Origin of the sequence: Pseudomonas protegens, assembly GCF_003732485.1 — a bacterium.
GTDB lineage: Bacteria > Pseudomonadota > Gammaproteobacteria > Pseudomonadales > Pseudomonadaceae > Aquipseudomonas > Aquipseudomonas protegens_B.
In genome coordinates this window covers 212,531-226,464 of sequence record NZ_MOAK01000073.1, presented here as the reverse complement: position 1 = coordinate 226,464, position 13,934 = coordinate 212,531, and the positions used below count along the sequence as shown (strand labels likewise).

Below are 13,934 nucleotides of genomic sequence, written 5' to 3'. Positions count from 1 at the left end.
AAGCAGATTTACTCTGACGTCTCTCTTCTCCTGCATTGGAGTCATGCAATGTCTGAATCCCCCGGTAAACTAAGACTGGGCGCCTTAGTCGCCCTGGTAGTGGGCTCCATGATTGGCGGCGGGATCTTCTCCTTACCGCAAAACATGGCAGCCAGTGCCGATGTCGGTGCAGTTCTTATTGGTTGGGCAATTACCGCTGTCGGCATGTTGACCCTGGCATTTGTCTTCCAGACCCTGGCCAATCGCAAACCTGATCTGGACGGTGGTGTATATGCCTACGCCAAGGCCGGATTCGGCGACTACATGGGCTTTTCCTCGGCCTGGGGCTACTGGATCAGCGCCTGGCTGGGCAACGTCGGCTACTTCGTCCTGCTGTTCAGCACCCTGGGCTATTTCTTCCCGATCTTCGGCGAGGGCAACACCCCGGCCGCAGTGATCGGCGCCTCGATCCTGCTGTGGGCCGTGCACTTTCTGGTGCTGCGCGGGATCAAGGAAGCGGCCTTCATCAACCTGGTGACCACGGTTGCCAAGGTGGTGCCGCTGCTGCTGTTCGTGCTGATCGCCCTGTTCGCCTTCAAGCTGGATATCTTCACCGCTGATATCTGGGGGGTGAAGAACCCGGACCTGGGCAGCGTGATGAACCAGGTGCGCAACATGATGCTGGTCACCGTCTGGGTGTTCATCGGCATCGAGGGCGCGAGCATCTTCTCGTCCCGGGCGGAGAAACGCTCGGATGTGGGCAAGGCCACCGTCATCGGCTTCATCACCGTGCTGCTGTTCCTGGTGCTGGTGAACGTGCTGTCCCTGGGGATCATGACCCAGCCGGAACTGGCCAAGCTGCAGAACCCGTCCATGGCGGCAGTGCTGGAGCATGTGGTGGGCCACTGGGGGGCGGTGCTGATCAGCGTCGGCCTGATCATCTCGCTGCTGGGGGCGCTGCTGTCCTGGGTGCTGCTGTGCGCGGAGATCATGTTCGCCGCTGCCAAGGACCACACCATGCCGGAGTTCCTGCGCCGCGAGAACGCCAACCACGTACCGGCCAACGCCCTGTGGCTGACCAACGCCATGGTGCAGATCTTCCTGGTCATCACCCTGTTCTCGGCCAGCACCTACCTGTCGCTGATCTACCTCGCCACCTCGATGATCCTGGTGCCCTACCTGTGGTCGGCGGCCTATGCGGTCCTGCTGGCGGTGCGCGGCGAAAGCTACGAACAGGCCCTGGCCGAGCGCAAGAAGGACCTGATCATCGGCGGCATCGCCCTGCTCTACGCGATCTGGCTGCTGTACGCCGGCGGGGTCAAGTACCTGCTGCTCTCGGCCCTGCTCTACGCCCCCGGCGTGGTGCTGTTCGCCAAGGCCAAGCTGGAACTGCACAAACCGATTTTCACCAACGTCGAGAAGCTGATTTTTGCCGCAGTGGTCATAGGCGCCCTGGTGGCGGCCTACGGACTCTACGACGGCTTCCTGACCCTGTAGCTCTGCCTTAGCAACACCCAAATTGTTTTGTCTCTGGAGGATCACAGTAATGACCACGGAAAAAGTTAAGTACGGCGTCCATTCCGAAGCCGGCAAACTGCGCAAAGTCATGGTTTGCTCCCCAGGCCTGGCCCATCAGCGGCTGACCCCGAACAACTGCGATGAACTGCTGTTCGATGATGTGCTGTGGGTGGCCCAGGCCAAACGCGACCACTTCGACTTCGTCACCAAGATGCGCGAGCGGGACATTGATGTGCTGGAAATGCACAACCTGCTGACCGACATCGTTGCCATCCCCGAAGCCCTGGACTGGATCCTGGAGCGCAAGATCACCGCCAATCAGGTCGGCCTGGGCCTGGTCAACGAAGTCGGCTCGTGGCTGCGCAGCCTGGAGCCACGCAAGGTTGCCGAATTCCTCATCGGCGGCGTCTCGGCCGACGACCTGCCCAGCAGCTTCGGCGGCAAGACCATCGAGATGTTCCGCGACTTCCTCGGCCACTCCAGCTTCATCCTGCCGCCGCTGCCCAATACTCAGTTCACCCGCGACACCACTTGCTGGATTTATGGCGGCGTGACCCTGAACCCGATGTACTGGCCGGCGCGACGTCAGGAAACCCTGCTGACCACCGCCATCTACAAATTCCACCCCGAGTTCACCAACGCCGACTTCCAGATCTGGTACGGCGACCCGGACCAGGAGCACGGCAATGCCACCCTGGAAGGCGGCGACGTGATGCCTATCGGCAATGGCGTGGTCCTGATCGGCATGGGCGAACGCTCGTCGCGCCAGGCCATCGGTCAACTGGCACTGAACCTGTTCAAGCACAAGGCCGTGGAGCGCGTGATCGTCGCCGGCCTGCCGAAGTCCCGCGCGGCCATGCACCTGGATACCGTATTCAGCTTCTGCGACCGCGACCTGGTCACGATCTTCCCGGAAGTGGTGAGCCAGATCGTTGCGTTCAGCCTGCGTCCTGACGAAAGCAAACCGGGCGGCATCGATGTGCGCCGCGAAGAAGCCAGCTTCCTCGATACCGTGGCCAAGGCCCTCAACCTCAAGGCCCTGCGCGTAGTGGAAACCGGTGGCAACAGCTTCGCCGCCGAACGCGAGCAATGGGACGACGGCAACAACGTGGTGGCCGTGGAGCCGGGCGTGGTCATCGGCTACGACCGCAACACCTACACCAACACCCTGCTGCGCAAGGCCGGGGTCGAAGTCATCACCATCAGCGCCGGCGAACTGGGCCGCGGTCGTGGCGGCGGCCACTGCATGACCTGCCCGATCATTCGCGATCCGATCGACTACTAAGCGCCCTTATCCGAAATAGCAGCTTGTCGTTGCCCCCACAAAGGGCCTCGGCAAGTGGACGACCGAAATCAAAGGAGATCCATCATGGCTTTCAATATTCACAACCGTAACCTGCTGAGCCTGGAACACCACACTCCACGCGAACTGCGCTACCTGCTGGACCTGTCCCGCGACCTCAAGCGCGCCAAGTACACCGGCACCGAGCAGCAGCACCTCAAGGGCAACAACATCGCGCTGATCTTCGAAAAAACCTCCACCCGTACCCGCTGCGCCTTCGAAGTGGCTGCCTATGACCAGGGCGCCAACGTTACCTACATCGACCCCAACTCCTCGCAGATCGGCCACAAGGAAAGCATGAAGGACACCGCCCGAGTGCTGGGGCGCATGTACGACGCCATCGAGTACCGCGGCTTCAAACAGGAAATCGTCGAAGAACTGGCGAAATTTGCCGGGGTTCCGGTGTTCAACGGACTGACCGATGAATACCACCCGACCCAGATGATCGCCGACGTGCTGACCATGCGCGAGCACGCCGACAAGCCGATCCACGAGATCAGCTACGCCTACCTGGGCGACGCCCGCAACAACATGGGCAACTCGCTGCTGCTGGTGGGTGCCAAGCTCGGCATGGACGTGCGCATCTGCGCGCCCAAGGCCCTATGGCCCCATGACGACCTGGTGCAGCGCTGCAAGCAATACGCTGAGGAAAGCGGTGCCCGCATCACCCTCACCGAAGATCCGAAAGCCGCGGTCAAGGGCGTGGACTTCATCCACACCGACGTCTGGGTCTCCATGGGCGAACCGGTGGAAGCCTGGGCCGAGCGTATCGAGCAACTGCTGCCGTATCAGGTCAACACCCAGCTGATGAAAGCCACTGGCAACCCACGGACCAAGTTCATGCACTGCCTGCCGGCCTTCCACAACAGCGACACCAAGGTGGGCAAACAGATCGCCGAGCAGTATCCGCATCTGGCCAACGGCATCGAAGTCACCGACGACGTGTTTGAGTCCCCGGCCTGCATCGCCTTCGAGCAAGCGGAGAACCGCATGCACACCATCAAGGCGATCCTGGTTTCGACCCTGGCCGACCTCTAACCCGCCTCCCCCTGCCGGGGCTGACTTGCCAGCGAACTGCTGTTCGCCGGCAAGCCGGCTCCTACAGAGCCTCTAGAAGGACTGCATTATGCGTATCGTCGTTGCACTGGGCGGTAACGCCCTGCTCCGCCGTGGTGAACCCATGACCGCGGACAACCAACGCGCCAACATCCGCATCGCCACCGAACAGATCGCCAAGATCCACCCCGGCAACCAACTGGTGATTGCCCACGGCAATGGCCCGCAGGTCGGCCTGCTGTCGTTGCAGGCGGCGGCCTACACCCAGGTTTCGCCCTACCCGCTGGACGTGCTCGGCGCCGAGACCGAAGGCATGATCGGCTACATCATCGAACAGGAACTGGGCAACCTGCTGGACTTCGAGGTGCCGTTCGCCACCTTGCTGACCCAGGTGGAAGTGGACGCCAAGGACCCGGCATTCAAGAACCCGACCAAGCCCATCGGTCCGGTCTACAGCCAGGAAGAAGCCGAGAAGCTGGCCAAGGAAAAAGGCTGGGCCATCGCCCCGGACGGCGACAAGTACCGCCGAGTGGTGGCCAGTCCCAAGCCCAAGCGCATTTTCGAAATCCGCCCGATCAAGTGGCTGCTGGAAAAAAGCAGCATCGTGATCTGCGCCGGCGGTGGCGGCATTCCGACGATGTACGGCGAGGACGGCAAGCTCAAGGGCATCGAGGCGGTGATCGACAAGGACCTGTGTTCTGCGCTGCTGGCCGAACAACTCGAAGCCGATCTGCTAGTGATCGCCACCGACGTCAACGCAGCATTCATCGACTTCGGCAAACCGACCCAGAAGGCCATCGGCGAGGCCCACCCGGACGAAATCGAGAAGCTGGGCTTTGCCGCCGGCTCCATGGGACCGAAGGTCCAGGCCGCCTGCGAATTTGCCCGGCACACTGGCAAAGTCGCGGTGATCGGTTCACTCTCGGACATCGAAGCGATCGTCCAGGGCAAGGCCGGCACCCGCATCAGTACGGCGAAAACCGGCATCAGCTACCTGTAAGACGCTTGCTGTAAGAACACAGGGCAGGTCGGGTGCCTGCCCTCATTCAAAGCCCTGGAGGAGAGACGCCTATGGCCATGTTTGAGCCCGGTCACCTGCATATAGAGCGCCATGCGCTGAGCAAGGACGACTTCAGCTACAACCTGTGTATCGACTACGAACTGGCCCAGGACCCCAAGGAGGGTCATGGCATGCTGTTCACCCTGCACGGCACCATTGAAGACAAATCCTTGAAAGAGCAGTTCTTCCTGGCCAAGGACCTGGCCTTTGACTTCGCCCGTCACGCGACCCGCATCGCCCAACAGTACGGCTTGCCCAAGAGCGCCAGTATTGCCTCCATGCACAAGTACTACGACGAGATGTTCGAAGACGTACGCAAGCAACTGAACGTCAAGCCCGGCGACCCGATAAACCCCGAACACCTGGCATGACCACTCCCCTTCTGTAGGAGCCGGCTTGCCGGCGAAATGACCACCGCCGTGCCTGGGGATCTGGTCCGCCTTCGCCGGCAAGCCGGCTCCTACAACAGCCCCACCGATTTCGACTAAGGCCATTGCCCAAGGCATACTGGCGCACTTCAGAGTCCCAGAATCGTCTGCCATCCCATGCGTATCCACGTCAGTTTCATCGACCGCGTCGGCATTACCCAGGAAGTCCTGGCCCTGCTGGGCGGACGCAATCTCAACCTGGATGCGGTGGAAATGGTGCCACCCAACGTCTATATCGACGCCCCGACCCTGAGCCCCCAGGTACTGGAAGAATTGCGCGATGCGCTGTTCAACGTACAGGGCGTGCAGACGGTAACGGTGGTCGACATCCTGCCCGGCCAGCGTCGCCACTTGCAGTTGGACGCCTTGCTGGCAGCCATGACCGATCCGGTGCTGGCCCTGGACAGCGCCGGCAAGGTATTGCTGGCCAACCCGGCGCTGATCGCCCTGTATGGTCGTGAACCGGCGGGAGAAAGCGTTGCCGAACTGTTTGCCGACCCGGCCCTGTTGGAGTCCCTGCTGGAACACGGCTTTCGCCTGCCGCTGCGGGAAATCATGGTCAACGGACAGACACTGCTGCTGGACGCCACGCCCATTACCGATGCCGGTGCGCTGCTGACCCTATATCAACCCAACCGCATCGGTGAACGACTCTCTGCCCTGCACCACGATCACGCCGAAGGCTTCGATGCCCTGCTCGGCGAATCCCCGGCGATTCGCACGCTCAAGGCCCGTGCCCAACGGGTCGCGGCCCTGGATGCACCTCTGTTGATCCAGGGCGAAACCGGCACCGGCAAGGAGCTGGTGGCTCGTGCCTGCCACGCCATCAGCGCCCGGCACAGCGCACCCTTCCTGGCCCTGAACTGTGCGGCGCTGCCGGAAAACCTCGCCGAAAGCGAACTGTTTGGCTACGCCCCCGGGGCCTTTACCGGGGCCCAGCGCGGTGGCAAGCCGGGCCTGATGGAGCTGGCCAACCAGGGCACGGTGTTTCTCGATGAAATCGGCGAGATGTCGCCTTACCTGCAAGCCAAGCTGCTGCGTTTTCTCAACGACGGCAGTTTTCGTCGGGTTGGCGGCGATCGCGAGATCAAGGTCAATGTGCGCATCCTCAGCGCTACCCATCGTGACCTGGAAAAAATGGTCGGCGAAGGCAGCTTCCGCGAAGACCTGTTCTATCGTCTCAACGTATTGAATGTCGAAGTGCCGCCGCTGCGCGAACGCGGCCAGGACATCCTGCTGCTGGCCCGCTACTTCATGCAGCAGGCCTGCGCGCAAATCCAGCGCCCAGTGTGTCGCCTGACCCCGGGCACCTACCCCGCTCTGCTGGGCAACCGTTGGCCGGGCAACGTACGGCAATTGCAGAATGTGATCTTTCGCGCTGCTGCCATCTGCGAAAGCAACCTGGTGGATATCGGCGACCTGGACATCGCCGGCACCTCGGTGGCACGGCAGAACGATGCCGAAGTCGAGAGCCTGGAGCAGGCAGTGGAAGCCTTCGAGAAGGAGTTGTTGGAAACCCTCTACGTCAACTATCCCTCGACCCGGCAACTGGCCAACCGCCTGCAGACCTCCCATACCGCCATCGCCCATCGCCTGCGTAAGTACGGTATCCCCAGCAAGGCCTGACCCGCCCCCTCACCCGTAGGAGCCGGCTCGCCGGCGAAGAGGCCCTCAAGCCCTGTGTCGCTCTTATGGGCGCTTTCGCTGGCAAGCCAGCTCCTACCTCCCCGCTGCGTCTAGCGTTCTAGAAACGACCTGCAACTGTACTGAAAGCGCTACAGCGGAACGATTTCGCTACACAGCCTTGTAATCGCTGCCGTGCAAGGCTTTGATCCTCAAAGCCTTTTTTCTACAGGGTCAGATGTAGCGATTTCGCTACACCCAAGCCGTTCAGGCTTTTCGATAAAACGCTCAAATCATTGATCTTAAAAGAACAAATCAATATTGGCCGTGTTCTTGCTATGGACATTGTCATTCGGCTCGGCCCTGCACGAGCATTCAATCGCGTCCACCAGACGAGTCTGGCCCCTGAGGAGTTTCCATGAGCGAGTTGCGTTTTACTGAAGATCACGAATGGCTGCGTAGCGAAGCGGATGGCAGTGTCACCGTCGGCATCACGGCTTTCGCCCAGAACGCCCTGGGTGATGTGGTGTTTGTGCAACTGCCGGAGCTGCAGAGCTACGACAAAGGCGCCGAAGCCGCCACCGTGGAATCGGTGAAGGCCGCCAGCGGTGTGTACATGCCCCTGGACGGGGAAGTGGTCGCCACCAACCCGGCCCTGGAAGACAGCCCGGAACTGGTCAACGAAGATCCGCTGGGCGAAGGCTGGTTCTTCCGCTTCATGCCCGCGGATGCCGCCGCTGTCGGCCAACTGCTGGATCAGGACGCCTACGACCGTCTGATCAAAGCCAGCGCCGAAGCCTGAGGACCCCGTCATGACCGTCAACCTGACTACCGCCAACGAATTCATCGCGCGCCACATCGGTCCGCGCCAGGGCGATGAGCAAGCCATGCTCAACAGCCTGGGCTTCGACTCCCTGGAAGCCCTGAGCGCCAGCGTGATTCCCGAAAGCATCAAGGGCACCAGCGTACTGGACCTGGGCCATGGCCAGAGCGAAGCCCAGGCCCTGGCCTCGATCAAGGCCATCGCCAACAAGAACCAGTTGTTCAAGACCTACATTGGCCAGGGCTACTACAGCTGTCACACGCCCTCGCCGATCCTGCGCAACCTGCTGGAAAACCCGGCCTGGTACACCGCCTACACCCCCTACCAACCAGAAATCTCCCAAGGTCGCCTGGAAGCCCTGCTGAACTTCCAGACCCTGATCAGCGACCTGACCGGCCTGCCCATCGCCAATGCCTCGCTGCTGGACGAAGGCACTGCCGCCGCCGAAGCCATGACCTTCTGCAAGCGCCTGAGCAAGAACAAGGGCAGCCACGCCTTCTTCGCTTCCGTGCATTGCCACCCGCAAACCCTGGACGTACTGCGCACTCGTGCCGAGCCCCTGGGGATCAATGTGGTGGTCGGCGACGAGCGCAAACTGACCGATGTCAGCCCGTTCTTCGGTGCCCTGCTGCAATACCCGGCGAGCAACGGTGACCTGTTCGACTACCGCGAACTGGCCGAGCGCTTCCACGCCGCCAACGCCCTGGTAGCCGTGGCCGCGGATCTGCTGGCCCTGACCCTGCTGACTCCGCCAGGCGAGTTCGGCGCGGACGTGGCCATCGGCAGCGCCCAGCGCTTCGGTGTACCGCTGGGCTTCGGTGGTCCGCACGCGGCTTACTTCTCCACTCGCGATGCCTTCAAGCGCGACATGCCGGGCCGACTGGTCGGTGTCTCGGTAGACCGTTTCGGCAAGCCGGCCCTGCGCCTGGCCATGCAGACCCGCGAGCAGCACATCCGCCGCGAGAAGGCCACCAGCAACATCTGCACCGCCCAGGTCCTGCTGGCCAACATCGCCAGCATGTATGCCGTTTACCACGGTCCCAAGGGCCTGACCCAGATCGCCCAGCGCATCCACCACTTGACCGCGATCCTGGCCAAGGGCCTGGTCCAGCTGGGCTTGACCGTGGAGCAGGAAAGCTTCTTCGATACCCTGAGCCTGCACACCGCTGGCCGCACCACCGCGCTGCACGACAAGGCTCGCGCCCAGGGCATCAACCTGCGGGTGATAGACGCCGAGCGCCTGGGCCTGTCCCTGGATGAAACCAGCACCCAGGCCGACGTTGAAGGCCTGTGGAACCTGCTGGGCGAAGGCAAAGCCGCGCCGGACTTCGCCGCACTGGCGGCTTCGGTCACCAGCAGCATCCCCGCCGCCCTGGTCCGTCAGTCGGCAATCCTCAGCCACCCGGTGTTCAACCGCTATCACTCGGAAACCGAGCTGATGCGCTACCTGCGCAAATTGGCGGACAAGGACCTGGCCCTGGATCGCACCATGATCCCGCTGGGCTCCTGCACCATGAAGCTCAACGCCGCCAGCGAAATGATCCCCATCACCTGGGCCGAGTTCGGTGCGCTGCACCCCTTCGCTCCCGCCGAGCAAAGCGCCGGCTACCAGCAACTGACCACCGAGCTGGAAGCGATGCTCTGCGCCGCCACCGGCTACGACGCCGTCTCCCTGCAGCCCAACGCCGGTTCCCAGGGCGAGTACGCCGGTCTGCTGGCCATCCGCGCCTATCACCAGAGCCGTGGCGATGACCGTCGCGACATCTGCCTGATTCCTTCCTCGGCTCACGGCACCAACCCGGCCACCGCCAACATGGCCGGCATGCGCGTGGTGGTCACCGCCTGCGACGCCCGTGGCAACGTGGATATCGAGGACCTGCGAGCCAAGGCCATCGAGCACCGCGAACACCTCGCCGCACTGATGATCACCTACCCGTCGACCCACGGTGTGTTCGAAGAAGGCATCCGCGAAATCTGCGGCATCATTCATGACAACGGCGGCCAGGTGTACATCGACGGCGCCAACATGAACGCCATGGTCGGCCTCTGCGCACCGGGCAAGTTCGGTGGCGATGTGTCCCACCTGAACCTGCACAAGACTTTCTGCATTCCCCACGGTGGTGGCGGTCCTGGTGTCGGCCCGATCGGTGTCAAATCGCACCTGGCGCCTTTCCTGCCGGGCCACGCCGCGCTGGAAAACAAGAAAGGCGCGGTCTGTGCCGCACCGTTCGGCAGCGCCAGCATCCTGCCGATCACCTGGATGTACATCCGCATGATGGGCGGCGCCGGCCTCAAGCGCGCCTCGCAGTTGGCGATCCTCAATGCCAACTACATCTCGCGCCGCCTGGAAGAGCACTACCCCGTGCTCTACACCGGCAGCAACGGCCTGGTGGCCCACGAATGCATCCTCGACCTGCGCCCGTTGAAAGACAGCAGCGGCATCAGTGTCGACGACGTGGCCAAGCGCCTGATCGATTTCGGTTTCCACGCGCCGACCATGTCGTTCCCGGTGGCCGGCACCCTGATGATCGAACCGACCGAAAGCGAATCCAAGGAAGAACTGGACCGCTTCTGCGACGCCATGATCCGCATCCGCGAAGAAATCCGCGCGGTGGAAAGCGGCGCCCTGGACAAGGATGACAATCCACTGAAGAACGCACCGCACACCGCAGCCGAACTGGTGGGCGAATGGTCCCATCCGTATAGCCGTGAGCAGGCCGTGTACCCGGTGACATCGCTGATCGAAGGCAAGTACTGGCCGCCGGTTGGCCGGGTCGACAACGTGTTTGGCGACCGCAACCTGGTGTGCGCCTGCCCGTCGATCGAAAGCTACCAAGACGCCTAAGCCGTCCATCACTGGAGAGCCGTGCCCCTGCAGATACCGCGTATACCTGTAGGAGCCGGCTCGCCGGCGATGAGCGATAACGCATCAATCGGGTAGAACAGCGGCGCCTGGATCGCGGACAAACCCGCGCCTACAAGTGCCTGCGTGCCGATCACCACAATAAGAAACCGGAGAACCAACATGTCCCTGAGCGTGTTCGACCTGTTCAAGATTGGCATCGGCCCCTCCAGCTCCCACACCGTCGGCCCGATGCGCGCCGCCGCGCGTTTTGTCGAAGGCCTGCGTCGCGATCAACTGCTGGCCAGCACCACCTGCGTCAAGGTCGAGCTATACGGCTCGCTGGGCGCCACCGGTAAGGGCCACGGCAGCGACAAGGCGGTGCTGCTGGGCCTGGAAGGTGAACACCCGGACACCGTGAATACCGAAAACATCGCCGCTCGCCTGCAAGAAATACGCAGCAGCGCGCGCCTCAACCTGCTCGGCGAACACAGCATTGCGTTCAACGAGAAAGAACACCTGGCAATGATCCGCAAACCTCTGGCCTATCACCCCAACGGCATGATCTTTCGCGCCTTCGATAGCGCCGGCCTGCAGATCCGTAGCCGTGAGTACTACTCCGTTGGCGGCGGCTTTGTCGTCGACGAAGATGCCGCCGGCGCCGACCGTATCGTCGAAGACACCACTCGCCTGACCTTCCCCTTCAGGAACGCCAAGGAACTGCTGCAACACTGCAGCACCTACGGCTTGTCCATCAGCCAGGTGATGCTGACCAATGAAAGCGCCTGGCGCCCGGAAGCGGAAACCCGCGCCGGACTGCTGAAGATCTGGCAGGTGATGCAGGACTGCGTGACCGCCGGCTGCCGCAACGAAGGCATCCTGCCGGGCGGGCTCAAGGTCAAGCGGCGCGCCGCCGCCCTGCATCGCCAGCTGTGCCAGCACCCGGAAGCGGCGCTGCGCGATGCCCTGTCGGTGCTGGACTGGGTCAATCTCTACGCCCTGGCGGTGAATGAGGAAAACGCCAATGGCGGGCGAGTGGTTACCGCCCCCACCAATGGCGCAGCCGGGATCATTCCGGCGGTGCTGCACTACTACATGCGCTTCATTCCCGGTGCCAACGAGGACGGGGTGGTGCGCTTTCTCCTGACTGCGGCCGCCATCGGCATTCTGTACAAGGAAAATGCCTCGATCTCCGGTGCCGAAGTCGGCTGCCAGGGTGAAGTCGGCGTGGCCTGTTCGATGGCTGCCGGGGCCTTGTGCGAGGTGCTCGGGGGCAGCGTGCAGCAGGTGGAGAACGCCGCGGAAATCGGCATGGAACACAATCTGGGATTGACCTGCGACCCGATTGGCGGCCTGGTGCAGGTGCCCTGCATCGAGCGCAACGCCATGGGTTCGGTGAAAGCCATCAACGCGGTGCGCATGGCTCTGCGCGGAGACGGGCAGCATTTCGTCTCCCTGGACAAGGTCATTCGCACCATGCGCCAGACCGGCGCCGACATGAAAAGCAAATACAAGGAAACCGCCCGTGGCGGTCTGGCCGTGAACATTATCGAGTGCTGATGCCCAAGCGACGCATCCGCACATTTTTCAGGAGTTGCCCATGTCCACCGAAACACTGTTGAAAACCCCATTGCACAGCCTGCACCTGGAACTCGGCGCCCGCATGGTGCCTTTCGCCGGCTACGACATGCCGGTGCAGTACCCGCTTGGGGTGATGAAAGAGCACCAGCACACCCGTGAGCACGCCGGTCTGTTCGATGTGTCCCACATGGGGCAGATCCGCTTGAGCGGTGCCAATGCCGCCAAGGCTCTGGAAACCCTGGTGCCGGTAGACATCATCGACTTGCCGGTGGGTATGCAACGCTACGCCATGTTCACCAACGAACAGGGCGGTATCCTCGACGACCTGATGGTCGCCAACCTGGGCGACGGGCAACTGTTCCTGGTGGTCAACGCCGCTTGCAAGGAGCAGGACCTGGCCCATCTGCGCCAGCACATCGGCGATCAATGCGACATTCAACCCCTGTTCGAAGAACGCGCCCTGCTGGCACTGCAAGGCCCGGCAGCAGTCACCGTGCTGGCACGCCTGGCACCGGAAGTGGCGAAGATGACCTTCATGCAGTTCAAGCCGGTGCAGGTGCTGGGAGCCGACTGTTTTGTCAGCCGTTCGGGTTACACCGGAGAGGATGGCTTCGAAATCTCGGTACCGGCTGATCAGGCGGAAAAACTCGCCCGGACGCTGCTGGCCGAGCCGGAAGTGGCGGCCATTGGACTGGGCGCCCGTGACTCCCTGCGCCTGGAAGCCGGTCTGTGCCTGTATGGCCACGATATGAACAGCGACACTACGCCGATCCAGGCCAGCCTGCTGTGGGCTATCTCCAAGGTCCGCCGCACCGACGGCGCCCGCGCGGGTGGTTTCCCCGGCGCCCAGGCGATCTTTGCCCAACACCAGGAAGGTGTCAGTCGCAAACGCGTCGGCCTTCTGCCCCAGGAACGGACACCGGTACGAGAAGGCGCGGAAATCGTCGACGCGGAAGGCAACATCATCGGCAGCGTCTGCAGCGGCGGCTTCGGCCCGACCTTGGGCGGTCCATTGGCCATGGGTTACCTCGACGTGAAGCACAGTGCACTTGATACGCCAGTTGCTGCGATAGTTCGTGGGAAAAAGGTGCCAATGCTTGTAAGCAAAATGCCATTCGTGCCACAACGCTACTACCGTGGCTAAAGGACTGTTTCTATAAGTAACGCGGTTGCGTTAAAAGTGCACTAATCTGTAACGCAACCGCCATAAAACAGTGCATATTTTCGATACTGAACTCTACTTATAACGCCCGAAAACAATTGAACAACTCTATCGAATAAGCCCTGCACGCTAGTTCCGCCAAACCTCGGTAAGCTGAGTAAAACCGGGGCTTCGCGGGGCTTGTTTTTTCTCCCATAGTTGGCGTAGAGTTTCCCCACTGTGTTTGCATGGGTCGCTTGGAATCGTGACCTGGGCAGTAGCTAACAAGTTTGCTACAACCCGTTCGACGTCTCTTACTTTCCTGCAACCCAGCCCAGTACTCTTTCATGAGAAAGAGACTGTCATTAATTTTTTAGCGTCAAAGGAAATAAGAAATGTCCCAACGTCAGAGCGGTACCGTCAAGTGGTTTAACGACGAGAAAGGTTTTGGTTTTATCACTCCAGAAAGCGGTCCGGATCTGTTCGTACACTTCCGCGCCATTCAGGGCAACGGCTTCAAGAGCCTGAAAGAAGGCCAAAA

11 protein-coding genes are annotated in these 13,934 nt (G+C 61.8%); all 11 read left to right on the top strand.

Going from position 1 to position 13,934, the window contains the following annotated elements; genetic code table 11:
• The first annotated feature begins 48 nt into the window (after positions 1-48).
• A complete protein-coding gene (arcD, locus tag BLX41_RS19220) occupies positions 49-1,476 on the top strand; it encodes an arginine-ornithine antiporter (RefSeq protein ID WP_123726160.1) in 1,428 nt (475 codons plus the stop codon).
• A gap of 49 nt (positions 1,477-1,525) precedes the next feature.
• Positions 1,526-2,782: an arginine deiminase gene (gene arcA / locus BLX41_RS19215; RefSeq protein ID WP_123726159.1), complete on the top strand. Its 1,257-nt coding sequence runs from the start codon at positions 1,526-1,528 to the stop codon at positions 2,780-2,782.
• A gap of 84 nt (positions 2,783-2,866) precedes the next feature.
• Positions 2,867-3,877, top strand: coding sequence for an ornithine carbamoyltransferase (locus BLX41_RS19210; RefSeq protein WP_123726158.1), 1,011 nt, complete (start codon positions 2,867-2,869; stop codon positions 3,875-3,877).
• An 88-nt stretch (positions 3,878-3,965) separates the two neighbouring features.
• Positions 3,966-4,895, top strand: coding sequence for a carbamate kinase (gene arcC, locus BLX41_RS19205; protein WP_123726157.1), 930 nt, complete (start codon positions 3,966-3,968; stop codon positions 4,893-4,895).
• A gap of 71 nt (positions 4,896-4,966) precedes the next feature.
• Positions 4,967-5,326 carry a DUF5064 family protein gene (locus BLX41_RS19200; RefSeq protein WP_102860580.1) on the top strand — a complete coding sequence of 120 codons (360 nt, stop codon included), beginning with the start codon at positions 4,967-4,969 and terminating at the stop codon, positions 5,324-5,326.
• A 174-nt stretch (positions 5,327-5,500) separates the two neighbouring features.
• Complete coding sequence (locus BLX41_RS19195; RefSeq protein ID WP_123726156.1) at positions 5,501-7,009, top strand: sigma-54-dependent transcriptional regulator; 1,509 nt, start codon at positions 5,501-5,503, stop codon at positions 7,007-7,009.
• Positions 7,010-7,424: 415 nt separating this feature from the next.
• Complete coding sequence (gene gcvH, locus BLX41_RS19190; protein WP_123726155.1) at positions 7,425-7,808, top strand: glycine cleavage system protein GcvH; 384 nt, start codon at positions 7,425-7,427, stop codon at positions 7,806-7,808.
• Positions 7,809-7,818: 10 nt separating this feature from the next.
• Complete coding sequence (gcvP, locus tag BLX41_RS19185) at positions 7,819-10,674, top strand: aminomethyl-transferring glycine dehydrogenase (protein ID WP_123726154.1); 2,856 nt, start codon at positions 7,819-7,821, stop codon at positions 10,672-10,674.
• Between the two features lie 180 nt (positions 10,675-10,854).
• Positions 10,855-12,231 (top strand): L-serine ammonia-lyase, encoded by a 1,377-nt coding sequence (locus tag BLX41_RS19180; RefSeq protein ID WP_123726153.1) that lies wholly within the window; start codon positions 10,855-10,857, stop codon positions 12,229-12,231.
• A gap of 40 nt (positions 12,232-12,271) precedes the next feature.
• Positions 12,272-13,396 carry a glycine cleavage system aminomethyltransferase GcvT gene (gcvT, locus tag BLX41_RS19175; RefSeq protein WP_123726152.1) on the top strand — a complete coding sequence of 375 codons (1,125 nt, stop codon included), beginning with the start codon at positions 12,272-12,274 and terminating at the stop codon, positions 13,394-13,396.
• A gap of 392 nt (positions 13,397-13,788) precedes the next feature.
• On the top strand, positions 13,789-13,934 hold a 146-nt coding region (locus BLX41_RS19170), incomplete at its 3' end, for a cold-shock protein (protein ID WP_148059757.1).

What these genes read in the sequence shown, in the direction of transcription:
- arcC (WP_123726157.1), top strand. Translation starts at nt 3,966, where the DNA reads ATGCGTATCGTCGTTGCACTGGGCGGTAACGCCCTGCTCCGCCGTGGT.
- BLX41_RS19200 (WP_102860580.1), top strand. Translation starts at nt 4,967, where the DNA reads ATGGCCATGTTTGAGCCCGGTCACCTGCATATAGAGCGCCATGCGCTG.
- arcD (WP_123726160.1), top strand. Translation starts at nt 49, where the DNA reads ATGTCTGAATCCCCCGGTAAACTAAGACTGGGCGCCTTAGTCGCCCTG.
- BLX41_RS19180 (WP_123726153.1), top strand. Translation starts at nt 10,855, where the DNA reads ATGTCCCTGAGCGTGTTCGACCTGTTCAAGATTGGCATCGGCCCCTCC.
- arcA (WP_123726159.1), top strand. Translation starts at nt 1,526, where the DNA reads ATGACCACGGAAAAAGTTAAGTACGGCGTCCATTCCGAAGCCGGCAAA.
- gcvH (WP_123726155.1), top strand. Translation starts at nt 7,425, where the DNA reads ATGAGCGAGTTGCGTTTTACTGAAGATCACGAATGGCTGCGTAGCGAA.
- gcvP (WP_123726154.1), top strand. Translation starts at nt 7,819, where the DNA reads ATGACCGTCAACCTGACTACCGCCAACGAATTCATCGCGCGCCACATC.
- gcvT (WP_123726152.1), top strand. Translation starts at nt 12,272, where the DNA reads ATGTCCACCGAAACACTGTTGAAAACCCCATTGCACAGCCTGCACCTG.
- BLX41_RS19195 (WP_123726156.1), top strand. Translation starts at nt 5,501, where the DNA reads ATGCGTATCCACGTCAGTTTCATCGACCGCGTCGGCATTACCCAGGAA.
- BLX41_RS19210 (WP_123726158.1), top strand. Translation starts at nt 2,867, where the DNA reads ATGGCTTTCAATATTCACAACCGTAACCTGCTGAGCCTGGAACACCAC.